We start from the raw sequence: 18,948 nt of genomic DNA, 5'->3' as shown, positions 1-18,948 counted from the left end.
ATGTATGAATAATAATGTTTCTAATTCTTTCTTATTGAAGTCCTTTTTATGTTTAATAGCTTTAATTAGTGCCTGTAGTAACGAAACAAATGTGGAAGAAACTCCATCGAAAGAAATATTAGTATATATAAATAGTTTTGATGAAGAAACAAAGAGCTTAACGTTTGATGAAGTAGAATGGATTAGTCATTTGGATACAGAGAGAATAAAAGAAGTAGGATTAGACCCGGAATCAGATTTTCCAAGCGGATTTCAGGTTTACAATGAGTCGGAACAAACAGCAAGTTTAAAGGTAGCGGATGACGTACAAATCGATGTTGTGAATGGAGCCAATCTTCAAGAACCCTTGAAAGTAGATATCCAAGGGCTTGCTAAACGTATACAAGTATATAAAACTCCATTTTATTTAACTATAAAAAACAATGTGATTATAAAAATTTCAGAAAAATATACTCCGTAATCTAAGGATTTTACACGGACAAAGGAGATTTATATGGACATAACTTTTAAAACACCTACAGGAAGATTTAATTATCGCGTAGCAGGATTGCTAATTCATGAAGGAAAGTTGCTCATTATGCAAGATGAAAATCAGCCCTACTATTATGTACCAGGTGGTCGGGTCATGTTGCATGAAAAAAGTGAAGATGCGATAAAACGAGAACTAAATGAAGAACTTAATATAGACGTGAATATAAAGCGCATGCTATGGATAAATGAAAACTTTTTCGAAGAAGCTAATTTGAATGAACGTTTCCATGAAATATGCTTTTTTTATTTATTAGAGCTGAAAGACAATGAAATCCTGGCAAATGGCGATGAATTCGTTATAAATGGAAATGGGAAAGTACATACGTATTACTGGAAACGTTTAGAAGAATTACGGGATATCAATGTATATCCACTTTTTTTGAAAGAGAAAATTACAAACTTGCCTTTGTTTATAGAACATATTTTATAGATAGTGAGAGATTAATTAGAGAATCGATCGATCTCTTGTAACAATCGATCAATCTCTCAAAAAAACGGAATGGCGAGCATTTAAATGAACTGGTATTAATCACCTTTGATTTGTACATCCTACAAAAGAGGAGGTGTGATACAATGGCTCAAGTCATTCTTTGTGAAGTCAATAATTGTACGTTTTGGGGCTCTGGAAATAAATGTAGCGCAGAAGCAATTTATGTAGTAAGTAGCAAAGGTAAACAAGCTTCTAATAGTGAAGAAACAGATTGTAAAACATTTGAACCGGAATCTTAAGTTGCTAACACTAACACCTCATTGTGTAAGCTCATGGACTTTAGTTCATGAGCTTTTTTAGAGGAATACATTATTAATAAGTAGTTACTTTAAAAAATTGCTGAGCGCATAAATCCAGCGTTGCCACCATTTAGAGCTATCTTGGAACTTGTCCAAATCCAAAGTGTACATCGCGTCTCCATTGTTCCAAAGTCGTTCAAAATATTTCTCCATTTCAACAACAAGTTTACTATTGTTTGGTGCAATAACATGTAGATTATTTTCTAAATTATAATTATCTAATGTCCGTTCTGTATAATTTGCCGAGCCATTTGAGATAATTGTATGATTCGCGGTTTGAATCCATATAGCTTTCGTATGATACTGGCCGATAACGGTATTGTACCATCGAATATGAATCTTTCCTTTCGTATCCTCCACCATCTTCTGAACAACGGGTCTATTTGGAATGCCTGATTTTTCTTGCCCAAATGAGTTTTTATTTGGATCAAGAATGAGATTTACCTCTACACCACGGTTTGCCGCATCACTTAGTGCGTTAACTACATCTGGCTCCGCTACAAAGAACATACCAAGCCAAATTTTATCTCCTTTTTTTGTCACTGCCAAATCACCAAGCAATGCATCTAAGATTTTTTTCTCCGTTAAGTATTGAATCTCGTATTGTCCTCTCTCTTTATTAGCCTCCACACGAGGAAGCTTCGGACCTCCAGAAAATAAAGAAACTGCTTCTTCGGATTTTAGAATATCATTCAATATCGAGCCTGTTACTTTCAAAGCAATATTTCCATGGTATCCGCTTGAATCATGAGGATTGGAAGATGTAACTAGCGCTTCCTTTTCCGTTACTACTGCTTTTCGATGGTTTGCTTTCACATTGAGTAGAGCTAAGTAGGAAGCGATGGTCATTTTCGGTGCATCACTTGCCATCGCATTATCAATCCAACCTTTTCCTCCCAAATCAAACCACTGAAAAATCATTCGGTATATACCTGAATAAATAGGCGTCGAATCACGCAATGGATCTAGATCGGTATATACTATTTCTACTCCAGCTTCCCGCATTTTCTTAAACCATTTATTTTCATATGACCCATATCCACGGTTTATTGGATCAGTTATAAATATTATCGGCATATAAGGGTTCAATTTCTTTTTCTTTGCTAATGCTATAGAAAGCGTATCTGCAATGTTTGGAAATTTTTTATCTCCGTCATAGTAACCATCAAACAAGAAAAAATCGACCACGACAAATTCATTGGCTTTATCAATCATATTATATACTTCATCAAAAATATGATTTTCATGAACCATACCTGTTCCTTTTCTATCCTGTGCATATGTTAAATCGGTAATAAAATCTACTTTATCTGTTTTATGTATTTCCCCAGCAAATGCTACGCCATTTGGAAGAGGCTTATATGTGTTCCATAATATTACTGCTATATAGATAAGTGCAAATACCCCAATGGAACCCATAGTAATGCGCTTTAGATTACTCCATGGTTTAGGATTTTTTGTAGCCATATGTAGTTCCCCCTAGAAAAAACTTGTTTATTATTGCTATTCCCTGACTTTATCAATTGCAAACAAAACATATGGCCGAGCAACAATTACGGGGAAGTTTGTTGTGTCTAAGAGATAATAAGCTAGGTTGCCGAAAAAGCGAAAGATCATCGTATACGAACAGAAATAGATGTGTAATATAATATTAAGCGAAACTGTCCCAATGGCTAATATGCGATTGGGACAGTTTTTGTTCCATTGACTATATTTTTTATTCATGGTAATATTATTTCGAATTAAAGATATTTGAATTAAAGGTAAATAGGAGGAATAATTTATGAATCAGTTAAAAGGTATGCACCATGTAACAGCGATAACAAGTAGTGCAGAAGAGAATTATAAATTTTTCACATATATTTTAGGTATGCGTTTAGTAAAGAAAACAGTGAACCAAGATGATATCCAGACCTATCATTTATTTTTTGCAGATGATATAGGTGGAGCAGGTACAGATATGACGTTCTTCGACTTCCCAGGCATTACAAAAGGTACACATGGAACGAATGAAATTTATAAAACAGCTTTCCGCGTTCCAAGTGATGCAGCATTAGATTATTGGTTGAAACGTTTTGATCGACTGGAAGTCAAACACGATGGTATTCAAGAACAATTTGGAACAAAGGTACTTTCATTTGTCGATTTTGACGACCAACAATATCAATTAATTTCAGATGAAAATAATAAGGGAGTTGCAACGGGAACACCATGGCAAAAAGGACCGATTCCCTTAGAGTATGCGATTACTGGTCTAGGTCCTATCCATATCCGAATAGCAGAGTTTGATTATTTAAAAGAAGTAATGGAAAAGGTTCTGTTATTTAAAGAGATAGCGCAAGAAGGTTCTTTCCATTTGTTTGAGGTAGGTGAAGGTGGAAATGGTGCACAAGTAATCGTAGAGAAGAATGTCATTCTTCCTCCTGGTCGACAAGGTTTCGGAACTGTTCACCATGCAGCATTTCGCGTGGAAGACCGAGCTGTTTTAGACGAGTGGACGAAACGTATGGAGAGCTTCGGATTCAAAACTTCTGGTTATGTGGATCGCCATTTCTTTGAGTCATTATATGCAAGAGTGGCTCCAGGGCTATTGTTTGAATTTGCAACAGATGGCCCAGGTTTTATGGGAGATGAACCATATGAAACATTGGGAGAAAAGCTATCATTACCTCCATTTTTAGAACCAAAACGTACACAAATTGAAAGTCTAGTTCGCCCGATCGATACAGTAAGAAGCACAATCGAATTTGTGAAAGAATAAATAATAAACAAGCCCATTTCTGCTAAAGGAAGTGGGCTTGTTCTTTTATAAAATGTGAATAAATGGGTGGATTATTCTAATTAGTATTTCTTCAAAATCACTTTACTTCATATGTCTATACTTTAATAGTATGAAAAAGTTGTAGAAATGACAGGGAATAACGCATAAAAGTTTATCAATATTTATATTAATTAGAATCTAGTTTTTTCTTTCTTCACAGAAGATTCAATATAACTATTTAGGGTATAAGGATTAATAGGTGAATACACTAAAGTGAGGAGGAAATTTTAGTTGATTCGTTTTGATAAGATCTCCAAAGTATTTAACGATGGAACAGAGACATTGAAAGATGTTTCTTTAACAATTCCAGCCGAACAAATAATAGTAATTATTGGCCCAAGTGGTTGTGGGAAAACTACTTTATTGAAGATGATTAATCGTTTAGAAATTCCAACCTCTGGAGAAGTGTACGTGGATGGTAAAGCAGTATCTTCCCTAAATCCAGTGGAACTTCGAAAAACAATAGGTTATGTCATTCAACGAATAGGTTTATTTCCGCATATGACGATTGAAAAAAATGCATCCCTTGTACCAAAATTAAAGGGATGGTCAAAAGAAAAAACCTCTGAACGAATTCGTGAACTTATGTGGATGGTTGGGCTTGAACCGAAGCAGTTTTTAGGTAAATATCCACTTGAGCTAAGTGGAGGACAACAGCAACGTATTGGAGTGGTGAGAGCTTTAGCTGGAAATCCTAATATAGTTTTAATGGATGAACCATTTAGTGCACTTGATCCAATTAGTCGGGAACAATTACAAGTTGAAACAAAAAAATTACAGGAAAAGATAAAGAAAACAATTGTTTTTGTCACGCATGATATGGATGAAGCATTAAAAATAGCAGATACAATCATAGTTATGAAAAGTGGAAGAATAGAACAAATAGGAACCCCAACTGAATTAATAGAAAATCCAATTAATGATTTCGTAAAAAATTTTATAGGAATAGAACGTATTAATCGCAAACGATCAGTTGGGAAACGTGAAATACAGGAATTTATCTATTTCTTTGAACAAGAAAAACAAAGCCCGTGTATAGAAGTGGATGCAAGTCTACTGTTAGAAGAAGCAATTGCTTTATTAGAAGAAGGTCGTGAAAATTGTTTACTTGTAAAAAAGACCAATGAAAAGTTAGGATATGTGAACCAATCTGTCCTCTTACGCGCAATGCTTGAAAAAGAAGAGGTGGTTTAAGTGCAGAAATTTATCGAAACAATTCAAAATAGATCCGATTTGATTCAAGAAGCATTTATTCAACATATTTTCCTGTCATTTATCGCTCTTGCTATAGGTATAGCCATTTCACTTCCCTTAGGTATTTTTGTTGCAAGGTATCGAAAGTTCGCCGAGCCAGTGATAGGAATTTCGGCTATTTTTCAAACAATTCCTAGTTTAGCGTTATTCGGTTTTTTAGTGCCGTTAATCGGGATTGGCACAAAAACAGCATTAATTGCATTGATTATTTACGCACTTTTACCAATTTTACGCAATACATACACTGGGATTATTAGTATAGATGGATCGATAATTGAAGCAGGGCAAGGAATGGGAATGACAAAAAGCCAATTACTATGGCAAATTGAGTTTCCTCTTGCTTTGCCTTTTATAATGGCTGGCATACGAACAGCCACTGTTTTAACTGTTGGGATTGCTACGCTGGCGACATTTGTTGGGGCAGGGGGCTTAGGTGATGTTATTTACCGTGGTTTGCAGTCTTATAATAACTCACTCGTTTTAGCAGGAGCATTACCTGTTGCTTTATTGGCTGTTTTATTTGATTTTGCATTGAAATTAATAGAGAAAAAGTCCACACCAAAAGGATTAAATACTGGAGGATGATTGAGAAATGAAAAAGACGTTTTTAGCGATTGGGATTGCAACAACTGTTTTATTAGGGGCATGTTCTAGCTCGAATGATGCACTTGTTATAAGTGGAAAGCCTTGGACTGAACAATATATACTACCACAAGTTTTAGGGCAATATATTGAAGCGAAGACAGACTATAAGGTGAAATATAAAGAGGGGCTAGGGGAAGTGGCTATCATGACCCCCGCTCTCAAAAAAGGTGATATAGACTTGTATGTCGAGTATACAGGAACCGGATTAAAGGACGTTCTAAAAGAGAATTCAGAGGTTGGAGAAAGTTCGGAAAGAGTATTACAGCGAGTGAAAAAAGGATACGAAGATAAGTTTGATGCGACTTGGCTTAGTCCACTAGGTTTTGAAAATACGTATACATTAGCTTATACGAAAGGTAAAAACTACGATGCAAAAACATATTCTGACTTAGTTGAAATCTCTAGAACAGGAAATATGGTCTTCGGCGCCCCGCATGCATTTTATGAACGTCAAGGAGATGGTTTTGATGATTTTATTAACTCGTATCCTTTTACATTCACAAAAACGGAAAGTCTCGATCCAAATGTAATGTATGAAGCATTAAAGAACGGAGATGTAGATGTTATACCTGCATTTACAACAGACGGTAGAATTGAACGTTTTGAGTTACAAACAACTGAGGATGATCTAGGATTTTTTCCAAAGTATGACGCTGCCCCTGTCGTTCGATTAGAAGCACTAAAAAAGTTCCCAAAGCTTGAAAATGTATTGAATGAACTTGCAGGAAAAATAACAGAAGAAGATATGTTAAAAATGAATGCCCGCGTAGATATTGATGGAGATAAACCAGAAGATGTTGCACATGACTTTTTAGTTGATAAAGGATTATTAAAGAAATAAAAAAAGCACCGGATTCTAATATAAATAGAATCCGGTGCTTATTGATTAAAGTAGAGCTTTAAAATTTAAGCGTTTATTTAAAGCAGTCATCACTGGGATACCGACTACTAGTACAACGAATTCACCGAATGCAACAGTTAGCCATGTATAGAAGAATGGTAGTTGAAAGGCAAGTTGTAGTTCAAATGCGATGATAAACGTCATAAACGTAAATATCACTGTATTAAATATCATGTGTGGAATATGACCTTTAATGAATTTAGATGCAAAAATCGAAATTCCTAACGAAATGACTGAATGTGCTACTCCAAAAATAAGGTCATATGCGGCCATGGTAGAAAAAATATTAGTGATAAATACTCCTAGTACAATTCCGAAGAAATACTTTTTGTTGAACACGATTAGGTGGTTGAACATTTCGGAAATCCTATATTGTATCGCACCAAATGCTATTGGCGCCACCAGTAACGAGACTGCAATATACAGTGCAGCGATAATCCCGCTAGTTGCAAGAGTTTTTGTTTTCATTATTCATTTCTCCTTAGTTTTTTTCCGTGGGAGGTTCTCGAACCACGTTATTTGTAATGCCAATTGATAATTATATGACACTAGTAGTCGATTTGTCAAAAAAACTTTTAGCTTTGTAAACTACTATGTTAAAATGGGGGTCAGTCTTTAAAAGGAAGGTTTTACATGAAATATATTTTATTATTTATTAGTGCATGCATGATCTTTATGATGGTTGGATGTACGATGGAAACACAAACGCAAAATTTAGAAACTACAAAGGCTAGCCCAGTAAATAAGGTGAATATAGGAAAGGAAATGAGTGTCCATTTTATCGATGTAGGTCAAGGGGATTCTATTTTTATACAATCACCGGAAGGTAGAAGTATGCTTATTGACTCAGGGAAGAAGGAAGCTGGTAAAGAAGTTGTTGCTTATTTACGTGAGCAAGGAGTAGAGAAGTTGGACTATGTTGTGGCGACTCATCCAGATGCGGATCATATTGGTGGACTTATTCCAGTATTAAATTCTATTTCGATTAATAACTTCGTGGATTCAGGGAAAGTACATACTTCTCAGACATATGAGAAAATGCTACAACTTATTTTAGATAAAAAAATACCCTATATAGTGCCGAGTAGAGGGGACACAATCCCTTTAGATTCCAAAATTAAAATAACTGTTTTAAATGCAGGTGAGGATTCCAAAGATAATAATGAAGCATCTATCGTATTGAAGGTGCAGTATGGAGAGGTTTCATTTTTATTAACAGGAGATGCAGATATTAACGTGGAAAGCAGCATGTTAAAAGAGTTTGACTTGAGGTCTACCGTTTTGAAAGCAGGCCATCATGGGTCAAACACGAGTAGCTCAGATGCATTTATTCGTTCTGTTAAACCAAAAGTTACGATATTGAGTTATGGAAAAGATAACTCCTACGGACATCCAAATGCAGAAGTGGTGACTCGTCTGAAAAATGTTAAATCACAAGTTTATGCCACTGCAGAGGTAGGGAATATTGTCATTAAGACAGATGGTGTGGATTATTTTGTTTCATCTGTGGAACGAACGAAAGAAATTGAAACAACTTCAACTACACTTAAATCTGGAGTAGTTATTTCAAGCAAAGACTTGCGTGAAGAGATTATAGGTATTACGAACACAGGTAATACTACAGTGAATTTGAATGAGTGGCAACTAGTATCTGTAATTGGCAATCAAGTATTCAAGTTTCCAAATATCAATCTAGCTTCGGGGAAAACTATTTTTATTACGAGCGGTCCGAATGCTAAAGAAGGTAATGGATATGTTAAATGGACGAAGGGACAAATTTGGAGAAATGACGGAGATGCAGCGAAATTAATAAACGACAAAGGGGAGATCGTAAGTGAAGTCGAATAAATACACACTAGATCGATTCGAAGGTGACTTTGCGGTATTCTTAAAGTATCCAACTGAAACAGAAAGCTTACTTGTACCTTGTACTGAGATACATGAACTCCTTAATGAAGGAGATATTGTATCTATCTCGATCTTGAATGAAACGTATAAAATAGAACTACTAGAAAACGAAACGACTAAACAAAGAGATAAAGTTCAATCCTTATTAGAACAATTAAAGAACAACAAAAAATAGAAGTTTTTCAATTATAAAATTCACTGTTATCAAAACAAACGCGACTAACATGAATGTTACAAAATTCATGTTAGTCACGTTTATTGTGTTATTCGCGTTATTTATGTTATTCATGTTAGTTTTAGTGCCTGGCACCTGTAATAATTTTGTCATACATTGTTAGAGGGATGTGTCGTGTAGGAAGTTTTTGACGATGTGATGCTCGGGTTCGTATGTTTTGAGTGTATAACCCTCTTTTTGTAACCATTCAATTATTTGTGGTAAGGCTTTTGTTGTTTGGCTTCGATCGTGAAGAAGCACAATGATGTCTCGATCTCCTGATTTGTATGATTTTTCTATTCCTGCTTTTACGTTTTTGACTATTTGATCGGCTTCTTTGTCGGTGTATTTCCAGTCTCTTGAATCGACGTCCCAATCCCATAGTTTGTAGCCTTTTTTTATAAGTTCTGATTGCATTGTTACCGTAAGATCTGGTTTGCTGCCATATGGAACACGAACGAGTTTGGCTTCATTACCAGTCATTTGTTTGATAAGTTTTGCTCCTTCATTCATTTCATCTATGAAGGATTTGGACGACTTGTAAACTTTCTCTTTGTCATGTGTCATGCTATGTGTTCCAATATAGTGCCCATCTTTTACAACAGCATCGATAATGGGTTTGTTCTTTTTCATATAATTTCCTACAAAAAAGAAAGTTGCATGGACGTTATATTTTTTTAATATGGAGTTGTTTATCCCTGTATATCTATTTGGACCATCGTCGAACGTTAAGTAAATATTAGCTTTCGATTTTACTTCTGTTTTTGTTGGTAAAGTTGATGTCTGTTTGTTTAAAAATTGATTTAAAAAAACTTCATAATTCTCATGAGACATATGTCCATAGTCATCTCTATATATTCGTTGTGTTTTCTGTTTTTGAAAGTCATGTACTTTATAACCCATTTCTGTTGCAATAAAGTTAACACTTATGAACAGCTTCCCATTTATTTTAACAATCGGGTACCAATCAAGTGGTGCTCCATTTTTAGAGATTATTTTTGAGTTTTCATTAAAAATTATTTCTATCCCGTTTTTTCGTATATAAGTAATGCCTTTTTCTTGTTCAATTGGAATGTCTAAATATGCAGCAATTTCTTCAAGCGGAACTTTCGTATCTTCATCAATAAATTTAATGTCACTAAAATCTAGTATTTTATCGCTGAGTCCTACGTGATAAGTTGCAGAGGTTGAAGCTTGGCCAGTGGCTGTACAATGAATAAAAGAAAGAAAAATAGCTACTAAAATTATTAAAATATTTTTAATGACACTAACCACCCGTATTTTTATTAGATTCTCACCCTAGTATTATATGTATTTTGTATTCATCGTATACTTATATTAAAATATATATTTGAATAGAATGAACTTCGGTTGTTCGAAGAATATTACAAAAGGAGGTGTTTTTAATGGCAAATAGATGTAAATTGCCAGAGAGTGCAACGTCTCATGCAAAGCCTATTAGAAAGGCGATTCTTTGTGTGGGAAGCTTTTTGATTCAATAATAATCGCCATTTCATAATGTTGGCTTTGCACCTTATTTCAAGTTTAGAAAAAATAAGGAGCGAGCAAAATGACATATGTTAAAGCAAATTCTGTTTTACCTAAAGAACTTATCTTGGAGATTCAGAAGTATATTCAAGGTGAAACTATTTATATTCCAAAACTAGGAGAAAGTTATAAACAGTGGGGAGCTCTTTCTGGAGAAAGAAAACGTATTGACGATAGAAATGTATTGCTTAAGAAAGCCTATAAGAATGGTACTTCCATGAATCAGCTTGCTAAGGAACATTTTCTATCAGTAGAAACTGTTAAAAAGATTATCTATACAAAGTAGAATTTGAACTGATATCCATTTAATATGGTTATCAGTTTTTTTTTACAGAATAAGAACGTATATGGATTATCGTCTTGTGAAACCAGTGTACATAGTACTTTAAAGAATTAAATAATACCGCGGATTTCCGTTTCAGGTGGACGCGTTCCGCGGGGGCGCCGCTTCGAGTTCGTTGTGATGGATCATCTGTCTCCCAGAGGAACAAAGGCTAAGAGCGCCACATCGTGTGGCAACGCCTTCGTGACCAACATCCTGTTGGCCTCCGACTGGAGTCGCCACCTTTCACTACAATCCATTAAATGAGTAGTACCTAACAAGATGAACAGCTATTGCTAAGAGGATAAAATGTAGTTCCCTAACTAATGTTCATACAATTTAAACGTCATCTATATTACTAAGCAATTATAAATCGTCTCATAAATTCTAGTTGAGTGGAGCGCAGGACCAAGAGAATGAAGCCATCCGCGAAAAATGATCGCCGTAGCGGAAATCAACCATTTCAAAGTTCCTCTTCTTAAAAGAACCATGCGTCTTTTTGGTAGGTTTTTCTTATGTCGAAAACAATTCATAATCATCTTTTCCGTTTATAAAAAAACTCTTATCCGCTACAATGGATGAGAAAAGATTTTGTTAAAAAATGTGAATAGGAGAGATGATTATGAATCCTTTCATTAGAAGTGATCAATATAACTTTATTAAAAATCAAACGCAAATATTGATTAATGGACATCTGACAGTTAATGATCCAGGTGTAATAAATGCACTAAAATCGCTTGCCTTAGAAAAAGTTATGGCCATTTTTGAAGACCTGAATGAAGAACAAAAGGACTTACTCCAAACTATTGTGGAAGTAAAAGAAAAAGTAGAAGCAGAAGTGTTTTTAGAGCAAATAAAACAATTTGTAGTACCTTTTAAAGAAATAAAAGCACAAACGATTAAAAAAATATTCCCGAAAGCAAAGAAGTTAAAAATACCTTCATTAGAAGAAATGGACTTTAAAGAGATGAGTTATTTAGGATGGCTCGACAAAGGTTCTAACAAAAAATTTCTTATCTTGGAACATAACAGTAAGTTAGTTGGAATTTCTGGAGGCTTCCATAATTCCAGCAAGAAAGGTATTTGTGCACTATGTAATCGTCATGAGGAGATTGGGATGTTTACTTCTACCACAAAAGGTGCAACGCAGGATGCTTTTATAAGTAGGGGTAATTACATTTGTCAAGATAGTCAAAAATGCAATCAAAATCTAATTTCATTAGATAAACTTGATGAATTTGTTAGCCTAATAGTTGGAAGTTAAATTGTACTCAAAACCAAAACAAACGTGAATGTTTAAACATTCACGTTTGTTTTGGTGCGAGGCACCTGTAATATTCGAGGGAGGAATTTCCATGGAGAATGAAATGCTTAAAATATTTGATGAGGATAGAAAGGAGATAGGTATAGCTACACGAGAGGAAGTACATAGGTTAGGATATTGGCATGAAACTTTTCATTGTTGGTTTATTGGTAAAGATAAGCAAAAAGATTACATCTATTTGCAAATTAGAAGTGACTCGAAAAAAGATTATCCAGGTTTGCTGGATATCACGGCTGCTGGGCATTTACTTGCTAATGAGACAGTACGTGACGGGATTAGAGAAGTGGAAGAGGAGCTTGGCATAAGCGTTTCTTTTGAGGAATTGATTTCTCTTGGAATAATAGATTACTCTGTCAAAACTGGAAATCTTATTGATAAAGAGCTAGCAAATGTTTTCGTGTATGAATACTCTTTAAGTTTTGATGATTTTGCCCTACAGGAAGAAGAGGTATCTGGAATAGTTCGAGTGGAGTTTAAGCAATTTAAGTCGCTTTGGCTAGGAGAATTAGAAGAAATACAAATAGAAGGATTCGCTTTAACACCATTAGAAAATAGAACTTCTGTAACAAAAATGGTCACAAGGAATAATTTTGTACCACATGAAAAATCGTATTATGAAGCTATTATCCATGGAATCTCTGGATTCCTTGGGTAATAGTTTTTCTATTTAACTTTCTATTCTGCATAATCCTACAAATAATTACTTTATTCGATAAATTTATGTTGATTAGTTCAAAAGGAATAGTTATTATGGAATGACATGATAGTAATAATGTATTAATAAATAAAATTATGCATATATAATGTCACATTATTGTATGAGATTAGATCAAGAAAGAGTATTTAAATCAATTAAGTACTAAAAAATAGGGGGAAAATGAAATGAGAAATATGAAGATTGGCTTGAAGCTCTTAATACTCATTATCGCTAATATAGTCTTTCTAGCAGCGGTTAGTGCTGCAGGATTTAGTTATATGAACACAATGGCTAATAATAGTGAGGACATGTACCAAAAACGGCTAATACCTATTAAGGATCTTATATTAATACGTAACTATAATCGTACATTGGATTCTTATGCACTGGAATTGATGATCACGGACGATGCGGATACAAAAACCGATTTAAAAAAGAAAATGGAAGATGTCTTAAACCTTAACAAACAAACTTTTGCTGAATACGCTGAGAAAGGTCTCGATAGTTTCGAAGAAGAGAAATACGAACCATTAATATATAACTATAGCGTATATGAAAAAGAACTAGCTAATGTCATTAATTTAACAAATACAGGAAAGAAAAAAGAAGCGTATGATTATTATGTGGCGAAAGTAGTAGAAGTGAGAAAAGTAATTTCGGATAAAACGAAAGAACTCAGTGATTACAATATTGATATTGCGGATAAATTAAATGATACAAATAAAGAAGCCCAGCAACAAGCAAAGATGATAATGATTTCATTAGCAATCTTAGCTATTATCATCGCATTAGGTATAGGAATATATATTTCTCGATTAATCACAAAACCAATTACATCCATGCAAAAGCTTATGCATAAAGCTGAAAATGGTGATTTTACGATTCGTGGCGAATACAAATCGAGAGATGAGATTGGGGTTCTATCTACCTCTTTCAACTCAATGCTTACTGGATTACAAGATTTAATAAGCCATGTATCTCAAACGTCTCAACAAGTGGCAGCTTCTTCTGAAGAATTGACAGCTGGTGCAGAAATGACGAACAAAGCGACAGAACATATTGCAAACATTGCACAGGAATTAGTTATCGGTTCAGATAAACAAATGACTAGTGTTACAGAAACAAACACTTCTATGACTGAAATGTCTTCTGGTGTTAATCAAATTGCGAAAACCGTCCAACATGTTACGGAAATAGCAGATGAAACTTCTGAAAGTGCACGTGAAGGAAATGTAACAATAGAGAATGCAATTAAACAAATTAATTCAATCAGTAATACTGTTAAAGGATTGGGTGAATTAATCGTAAATCTTGGAAGCCGATCCAACGAGATTGGTTCAATCATTGGAGTGATTACAGATATTTCTGCTCAAACGAATTTACTTGCTTTAAATGCAGCGATTGAAGCTGCAAGAGCGGGAGAAGAAGGACGAGGATTTGCAGTTGTAGCAGATGAAGTAAGAAAGCTAGCGGAGTTATCATCAAATTCAGCTAATAAAATTTCGGATCTTATAACAGCAATTCAGGAAGAAACGCAACTTGCAGTCAACTCAATGGACAAGGCAACTGAGGAAGTTGAGCAAGGGATTCTGACTGTTAATAATGCAGGTATTTCATTTGGACAAATTGAAAAATCTGTTCAGGAACTTACGAATGATATGCACGAGGTTTCTTCTGCTATTCAACAAATGGCAGCAAGTACAGAACAAGTATTAGGCTCCGTGAGTATAGTTTATGAAGTAGCGTCCGCTACTGTGGCAGGTACTGAAGAAGTATCTTCGGCTACTGAAGAACAACTTGCATCAATGGAAGAAATAACAGCGTCGTCCAATGCTTTATCGAAGATGGCAGAAGAGATGCAAACACTAATCTCTAAATTTAAAGTGTAAGAAACACACCCATATCTTTCGCTAAATAATAGCGAGAGAATGGGTGTTTTTTGTGGTATTCTTGCTATTTCTACCATTGAGATATTATCTCTAACTAAAAAAAAACCAACTTTCGAAATAGAAAGTTGGTAAATATTCGTTATTCCAGTATTTTGATTTTTACGTTTTTACGTCCCCATTTGTAGGCTTCGCTTGTGGAAGAGAAAAATACATCAATTTTGTTTCCTTTAATTCCTGCACCGGTGTCACCAGCGATGGCGTAACCATAACCTTCTACATATACTTTCGTTCCAAGTTTAATGACATCTGGATCTACAGCAATTACTTTAATATCTGGATTTCTTTTTAAGTTAATACCAGTAGAAGTGATGCCCGAACAACCATTGCAGTTCCCTGTAAATGCACTTGCAGATACGATGAATTCCTTCACTACCTTATCCTCAGAATCCGAGCGAGAAGGGTTTTTGGTTTTTGCTACATTTCCATTAGGAGAAAGAACTAGTTTTTGTTTTGGTTGAATATTATCTGATTTCAATTTGTTCCAAGATTTTAAGTCGGCAATAGACACTTTTTGTGATTTTGCAATTTTATATAATGTGTCTCCTTTTTGTACCGTGTAAGTTGAAGATGCGGCTAAGCTTGTATTTGCTCCGCTAACCAATAGTGCAATTATGATGATGAGTGTTCCAAGAGTTTTCTTCAAATACTCTACTCCTTGCTATTTAGTCTAAGTTCATATTAGCAGAATTTTATTACAGGAATATTACGGTAGTTTATTAATAGCGTTACAGAATAGAAAGTGCCTATTACAATGGGTAAGGAAAATGTATGCTCTGTTATTAAGTAATATGCTAAAAAGTCTTAATTAAGATTCTACAGTTTCATTTATGCAGTTAAGAATTCTAATTGGATGTTATAAAATGAAATTATCTTAACATTTTAAAAAATAGACAACAATGATGAATTGTTTGAATTATAATGATATTTAAAGGAGTGTATATCATGCTAAAGAAACCTAAAATGCTTCAAGCTGGAGATAAAGTAGCAACCATTAGTTTGTCATGGGGTGGAGCAGGAGAACCTGATTTGAAGTGGAGATATGAGCAAGGGGTAGAAAGGTTAGAAAAAGTGTTTCAATTAGAAGTTGTGCCAATGCCAAATAGTCTAATGGGTGGAGATTATTTATACGAGAACCCTAAGGCACGCGCAGAAGACTTAATGAACGCATTTAAAGATCCAACGATAAAAGGGATAGTTTCGAATATTGGTGGTAGCGAAAGTATTCGCCTATTACCATATATTGATTTTGATGTTATTCGAGATAATCCAAAAGTATTTATAGGTTATTCGGATTCGACGGTTACGCATTTATTTTGTCACAAAGCAGGAATTTCTTCATTTTATGGTCCATCTGTGTTAGTGGATTTTGCGGAAAATGTAGAAATGCATGAGTATACAGTAGAAGCATTGAAAAAGACTTTATTCTCGAATGATGTAATTGGTGAAGTAAAACCAGCAACTGAATGGACTAGTGTACGTTTAGAATGGATTATTGAGAATAAAAATTCAAAACGACGAATGAATACAAATAGAGGGTATGAATTGCTTCAAGGCACTGGGGTTGTACAAGGCAGATTAATCGGAGGATGTATCGAGGTGCTGGAATTTGCTAAAGGAACTGCGCTATGGCCAGAAGCATCCTATTGGGAAAATAGTATTTTATTCTTCGAAACTTCGGAAGATATGCCAGAACCAACTCTTATCGAATATTGGCTACGAAATTATGGCTCGCAAGGAATTTTACAAAATGCAAAAGGAATAGTTTTTGGAAAGCCTCAAAATGAAAAATACTATGAGGAATACAAGGAATCCATTTTAAGAATTATGAAAGAACTTGATTTGAACGAGTTACCAGTGCTTTATAATTTGAACTTCGGACATACCGAACCAAAATTTGTTCTTCCATACGGAGCGTTGGCTGAAATTGATTGCGAAAATTGTACATTTTCTATTTTAGAAAGTGGAGTTGAGTAATAGATGCCTTCTTATATAGTAATAGGCGGTGGTATTTTGGGTGCTTCCACCGCCTATCATCTTGCAAAAGAAAACGTGCAAGTAACGCTTGTGGACCGAAAGGATTTAGGACAGGCAACGGATGCAGCAGCAGGAATAATTTGTCCGTGGATTTCACAAAGAAGAAATAAAAAATGGTACGAGCTAGTAAAAAATGGGGCAAAGTATTACAACCAACTTGTAGAAGAACTCAAAACTTTGGGTGAAACTTCGACTGGTTATAAACAAGTAGGGGCTATTGCGCTTCATAAAGATGAGAAAAAGTTACAGAAAATGCTAGAAAGAGCTATTGAAAAGCGTGAAGATGCTCCAGAAATAGGTGAACTGAAAATACTCACGGCGGAAGAAACAAAAGCACTTTTCCCTCTTATTTCAGAAGATTTTTCCTCACTATATGTAGAAGGGGCGGCGCGAGTAGATGGCCGTGCTATGAGAGATGCATTAATTGGGGGGGCTCAAAAACTAGGAGCAGAAATAATTTATGGGAATGCAGAAATTTCAAACGGTAGCGTATTAGTCAATGGAAAACTATTAAGCACAGATCGAATCGTTTTAACAGCAGGAGCTTGGGGAAATGAACTTCCTTTAAAATTAGGAGCTGATATGAAAGTAAGTTCTCAAAAAGCTCAAATTATGCATTTTAGGATTGAAAACGAAGCTACTGGAGATTGGCCAGTAGTACTACCTCCGACAAATCAGTACTTGCTCGCATTTGATGATGGGAGAGTTGTAGCTGGTTCCACATATGAAGAAAATACAAAATTCGATATAAGTGTAACGGAAGCAGGAAAATTAGAATTAATAGAGAAATCTACTAGTATTGCAAAATTATTGGAAACTTCATTAATAGAGGAAGTAAGAGTAGGGTTCAGACCATATACACCAGAATTTCTTCCTATTATAGGAAAAGTTCCAGGTTTTGATTCAATTTATTTTGCAAATGGCTTAGGAGCTTCTGGATTAACTGCTGGACCTTTTGTAGGAGCAGAGCTAGCTCGTTTAGCATTGGGGGAGAAAACTGTGCTGGATTTATCAGCATACGCACCGGTTTGAGTGATTAAGGGGATGGGGGAAACAGTATGAATTCACAAGTTGAAGAAGTAAATGATATGATAGTTGTAAATGCATTAGAAAAGAGTTTAGCTATTATTCGTTTTGACTTAAATCGTCGAGTAGCATATGTAAATGATAATTTTGCCAAAGAACTTGGTTATACAAAAGAAAAAGTGATGGGGATGAACCATCGTGATTTTTGTTTTCCAAAGTACTTGAATAGCCCTGAATATGAAGCATTATGGAGAGACTTATTTGCAGGGAAGACAGTTCATAATAAGGTAGAACGCAAAGATATTAATGGAAATAGTGTAATGCTTGAAGCGACTTATATGCCGATATTTGGTGAGAGTGGTCAAGTTCTAGGCGTTACCAAAGTTGCTACAAACGTAACGGAGCAACATCAAACAATCATGGTTGTTACAAATGAGTTAAATGAAATGTCAGAAGGACTAAACAACCGTGCAGAGACTGGTATGAAAAGAAGTCAAAATCTTTTAGAGACAATAGATGAAATTGCAAAGGGTGCTAAAGAAAGTACAGAAACCTTAGTGAGTTTGCAAGTTCAGGCTGACTCTATTCGAGGTATTGTACAAACTATACGAGAAATTGCTGCTCAAACAAATTTATTGGCATTAAATGCAGCAATAGAAGCGGCGCGTGCAGGGGAACATGGTCGTGGATTTAATGTCGTTGCACAAGAGGTACGCAAACTAGCGGCAAGAGTAGAAGCATCCATTGTGGAAGTACGCGAAAATATTGAAGGCATTGCAAAAGAAGTAAATAAAGTAACGCATAGCAATGGAAAGTCTCAACAAAGCATTGAAAAAAGCCAAGATGAAATTCGAATTGCTTTAGAAGAGTTTAAAGAGATTGCCAAAGCATCTGAAAAACTAGAAGCGCAAACAGCTCATTTCGTCAAACTAATCTAACCCTTGTATGACAACTATGTTACTAGTGCCTGGCACCAGTAACACCT

20 protein-coding genes and 1 riboswitch are annotated in these 18,948 nt (G+C 35.1%); of the genes, 16 read left to right on the top strand and 4 right to left on the bottom strand.

Annotated features, from left to right (window positions below; genetic code table 11):
* Positions 1 to 4: 4 nt before the first annotated feature.
* From ACFVR1_RS14615 to ACFVR1_RS14605, 3 genes are all read left to right on the top strand, one after another.
* A complete protein-coding gene (locus ACFVR1_RS14615; protein ID WP_387585044.1) occupies positions 5 to 460 on the top strand; it encodes a hypothetical protein in 456 nt (151 codons plus the stop codon).
* Positions 461 to 493: 33 nt separating this feature from the next.
* Positions 494 to 961, top strand: a complete 468-nt coding sequence (locus tag ACFVR1_RS14610) for an NUDIX hydrolase (RefSeq protein WP_387585043.1) — start codon at positions 494 to 496, stop codon at positions 959 to 961.
* A 143-nt stretch (positions 962 to 1,104) separates the two neighbouring features.
* On the top strand, positions 1,105 to 1,260 hold the full coding sequence (locus ACFVR1_RS14605) for a DUF1540 domain-containing protein (protein ID WP_387585042.1): 156 nt from the start codon (positions 1,105 to 1,107) through the stop codon (positions 1,258 to 1,260).
* Positions 1,261 to 1,344: 84 nt separating this feature from the next.
* Here ACFVR1_RS14605 and ACFVR1_RS14600 read toward each other — a convergent pair whose 3' ends face one another.
* The gene (locus ACFVR1_RS14600; protein ID WP_387585041.1) at positions 1,345 to 2,787 is read right to left on the bottom strand and encodes a phospholipase D family protein; all 1,443 of its coding nucleotides are present in this window, start codon (positions 2,785 to 2,787) and stop codon (positions 1,345 to 1,347) included.
* Between the two features lie 316 nt (positions 2,788 to 3,103).
* On the opposite strand from ACFVR1_RS14600, the gene ACFVR1_RS14595 reads away from it, so the two are divergent.
* From ACFVR1_RS14595 to ACFVR1_RS14580, 4 genes are all read left to right on the top strand, one after another.
* Positions 3,104 to 4,081: a ring-cleaving dioxygenase gene (locus ACFVR1_RS14595; protein ID WP_387585039.1), complete on the top strand. Its 978-nt coding sequence runs from the start codon at positions 3,104 to 3,106 to the stop codon at positions 4,079 to 4,081.
* A 291-nt stretch (positions 4,082 to 4,372) separates the two neighbouring features.
* Positions 4,373 to 5,335, top strand: a complete 963-nt coding sequence (locus ACFVR1_RS14590) for an ABC transporter ATP-binding protein (protein ID WP_387585038.1) — start codon at positions 4,373 to 4,375, stop codon at positions 5,333 to 5,335.
* On the top strand, positions 5,336 to 5,980 hold the full coding sequence (locus ACFVR1_RS14585; protein ID WP_387585037.1) for an ABC transporter permease: 645 nt from the start codon (positions 5,336 to 5,338) through the stop codon (positions 5,978 to 5,980).
* A 7-nt stretch (positions 5,981 to 5,987) separates the two neighbouring features.
* Positions 5,988 to 6,881 carry a glycine betaine ABC transporter substrate-binding protein gene (locus ACFVR1_RS14580; protein ID WP_387585036.1) on the top strand — a complete coding sequence of 298 codons (894 nt, stop codon included), beginning with the start codon at positions 5,988 to 5,990 and terminating at the stop codon, positions 6,879 to 6,881.
* Between the two features lie 45 nt (positions 6,882 to 6,926).
* On the opposite strand, the gene ACFVR1_RS14575 is transcribed toward ACFVR1_RS14580, so the two are convergent.
* Complete coding sequence (locus tag ACFVR1_RS14575) at positions 6,927 to 7,409, bottom strand: QueT transporter family protein (RefSeq protein ID WP_387585035.1); 483 nt, start codon at positions 7,407 to 7,409, stop codon at positions 6,927 to 6,929.
* A 7-nt stretch (positions 7,410 to 7,416) separates the two neighbouring features.
* A riboswitch (PreQ1 riboswitch) is annotated at positions 7,417 to 7,461 on the bottom strand.
* A gap of 113 nt (positions 7,462 to 7,574) precedes the next feature.
* Between ACFVR1_RS14575 and ACFVR1_RS14570 the strand changes: the two genes are divergently transcribed.
* A complete protein-coding gene (locus ACFVR1_RS14570; RefSeq protein WP_387585033.1) occupies positions 7,575 to 8,789 on the top strand; it encodes an MBL fold metallo-hydrolase in 1,215 nt (404 codons plus the stop codon).
* Positions 8,776 to 9,024, top strand: coding sequence for a DUF3006 domain-containing protein (locus ACFVR1_RS14565; RefSeq protein WP_387585032.1), 249 nt, complete (start codon positions 8,776 to 8,778; stop codon positions 9,022 to 9,024). Before ACFVR1_RS14570 ends, ACFVR1_RS14565 begins: the two co-directional genes overlap by 14 nt.
* Before the next feature lie 159 nt (positions 9,025 to 9,183).
* On the opposite strand, the gene ACFVR1_RS14560 is transcribed toward ACFVR1_RS14565, so the two are convergent.
* Positions 9,184 to 10,338, bottom strand: a complete 1,155-nt coding sequence (locus ACFVR1_RS14560; RefSeq protein WP_387585031.1) for a polysaccharide deacetylase family protein — start codon at positions 10,336 to 10,338, stop codon at positions 9,184 to 9,186.
* A gap of 295 nt (positions 10,339 to 10,633) precedes the next feature.
* On the opposite strand from ACFVR1_RS14560, the gene ACFVR1_RS14555 reads away from it, so the two are divergent.
* The 4 genes from ACFVR1_RS14555 to ACFVR1_RS14540 all read left to right on the top strand — a co-directional run bounded on the left by ACFVR1_RS14555 (position 10,634) and on the right by ACFVR1_RS14540 (position 14,843).
* Positions 10,634 to 10,897, top strand: coding sequence for a CD3324 family protein (locus tag ACFVR1_RS14555; protein WP_387585030.1), 264 nt, complete (start codon positions 10,634 to 10,636; stop codon positions 10,895 to 10,897).
* Between the two features lie 658 nt (positions 10,898 to 11,555).
* A complete protein-coding gene (locus tag ACFVR1_RS14550) occupies positions 11,556 to 12,197 on the top strand; it encodes a FusB/FusC family EF-G-binding protein (RefSeq protein ID WP_387585136.1) in 642 nt (213 codons plus the stop codon).
* Positions 12,198 to 12,288: 91 nt separating this feature from the next.
* Positions 12,289 to 12,912 carry an NUDIX hydrolase gene (locus ACFVR1_RS14545; protein ID WP_387585029.1) on the top strand — a complete coding sequence of 208 codons (624 nt, stop codon included), beginning with the start codon at positions 12,289 to 12,291 and terminating at the stop codon, positions 12,910 to 12,912.
* Between the two features lie 227 nt (positions 12,913 to 13,139).
* The gene (locus ACFVR1_RS14540; protein ID WP_387585028.1) at positions 13,140 to 14,843 is read left to right on the top strand and encodes a methyl-accepting chemotaxis protein; all 1,704 of its coding nucleotides are present in this window, start codon (positions 13,140 to 13,142) and stop codon (positions 14,841 to 14,843) included.
* Between the two features lie 139 nt (positions 14,844 to 14,982).
* On the opposite strand, the gene ACFVR1_RS14535 is transcribed toward ACFVR1_RS14540, so the two are convergent.
* A complete protein-coding gene (locus ACFVR1_RS14535; protein ID WP_387585026.1) occupies positions 14,983 to 15,546 on the bottom strand; it encodes a 3D domain-containing protein in 564 nt (187 codons plus the stop codon).
* A gap of 299 nt (positions 15,547 to 15,845) precedes the next feature.
* Here ACFVR1_RS14535 and ACFVR1_RS14530 point away from each other — a divergent pair, with 299 nt between their 5' ends.
* From ACFVR1_RS14530 to ACFVR1_RS14520, 3 genes are read left to right on the top strand one after another with little or no spacing between them, the layout of a single operon-like run.
* Positions 15,846 to 16,877, top strand: coding sequence for a S66 family peptidase (locus ACFVR1_RS14530; RefSeq protein WP_387585025.1), 1,032 nt, complete (start codon positions 15,846 to 15,848; stop codon positions 16,875 to 16,877).
* A gap of 3 nt (positions 16,878 to 16,880) precedes the next feature.
* Positions 16,881 to 17,969, top strand: coding sequence for an NAD(P)/FAD-dependent oxidoreductase (locus ACFVR1_RS14525; protein ID WP_387585024.1), 1,089 nt, complete (start codon positions 16,881 to 16,883; stop codon positions 17,967 to 17,969).
* Between the two features lie 26 nt (positions 17,970 to 17,995).
* Positions 17,996 to 18,901, top strand: coding sequence for a methyl-accepting chemotaxis protein (locus tag ACFVR1_RS14520; RefSeq protein ID WP_387585023.1), 906 nt, complete (start codon positions 17,996 to 17,998; stop codon positions 18,899 to 18,901).
* Positions 18,902 to 18,948: the final 47 nt, after the last annotated feature.

Origin of the sequence: Psychrobacillus sp. NPDC058041 (assembly GCF_042885655.1) — a bacterium.
Taxonomy (GTDB): domain Bacteria; phylum Bacillota; class Bacilli; order Bacillales_A; family Planococcaceae; genus Psychrobacillus.
The sequence above is the reverse complement of the archived record's forward strand: the minus strand, read 5'-3'. Positions and strand labels throughout refer to the sequence as shown.

Excerpts from the sequence above, each read along its gene's own strand:
- ACFVR1_RS14575 (WP_387585035.1), bottom strand. The coding sequence starts at position 7,409 with ATGAAAACAAAAACTCTTGCAACTAGCGGGATTATCGCTGCACTGTAT.
- ACFVR1_RS14530 (WP_387585025.1), top strand. The coding sequence starts at position 15,846 with ATGCTAAAGAAACCTAAAATGCTTCAAGCTGGAGATAAAGTAGCAACC.
- ACFVR1_RS14610 (WP_387585043.1), top strand. The coding sequence starts at position 494 with ATGGACATAACTTTTAAAACACCTACAGGAAGATTTAATTATCGCGTA.
- ACFVR1_RS14520 (WP_387585023.1), top strand. The coding sequence starts at position 17,996 with ATGAATTCACAAGTTGAAGAAGTAAATGATATGATAGTTGTAAATGCA.
- ACFVR1_RS14540 (WP_387585028.1), top strand. The coding sequence starts at position 13,140 with ATGAGAAATATGAAGATTGGCTTGAAGCTCTTAATACTCATTATCGCT.
- ACFVR1_RS14545 (WP_387585029.1), top strand. The coding sequence starts at position 12,289 with ATGGAGAATGAAATGCTTAAAATATTTGATGAGGATAGAAAGGAGATA.
- ACFVR1_RS14525 (WP_387585024.1), top strand. The coding sequence starts at position 16,881 with ATGCCTTCTTATATAGTAATAGGCGGTGGTATTTTGGGTGCTTCCACC.
- ACFVR1_RS14615 (WP_387585044.1), top strand. The coding sequence starts at position 5 with ATGAATAATAATGTTTCTAATTCTTTCTTATTGAAGTCCTTTTTATGT.
- ACFVR1_RS14605 (WP_387585042.1), top strand. The coding sequence starts at position 1,105 with ATGGCTCAAGTCATTCTTTGTGAAGTCAATAATTGTACGTTTTGGGGC.
- ACFVR1_RS14600 (WP_387585041.1), bottom strand. The coding sequence starts at position 2,787 with ATGGCTACAAAAAATCCTAAACCATGGAGTAATCTAAAGCGCATTACT.
- ACFVR1_RS14595 (WP_387585039.1), top strand. The coding sequence starts at position 3,104 with ATGAATCAGTTAAAAGGTATGCACCATGTAACAGCGATAACAAGTAGT.
- ACFVR1_RS14555 (WP_387585030.1), top strand. The coding sequence starts at position 10,634 with ATGACATATGTTAAAGCAAATTCTGTTTTACCTAAAGAACTTATCTTG.
- ACFVR1_RS14570 (WP_387585033.1), top strand. The coding sequence starts at position 7,575 with ATGAAATATATTTTATTATTTATTAGTGCATGCATGATCTTTATGATG.
- ACFVR1_RS14580 (WP_387585036.1), top strand. The coding sequence starts at position 5,988 with ATGAAAAAGACGTTTTTAGCGATTGGGATTGCAACAACTGTTTTATTA.
- ACFVR1_RS14550 (WP_387585136.1), top strand. The coding sequence starts at position 11,556 with ATGAATCCTTTCATTAGAAGTGATCAATATAACTTTATTAAAAATCAA.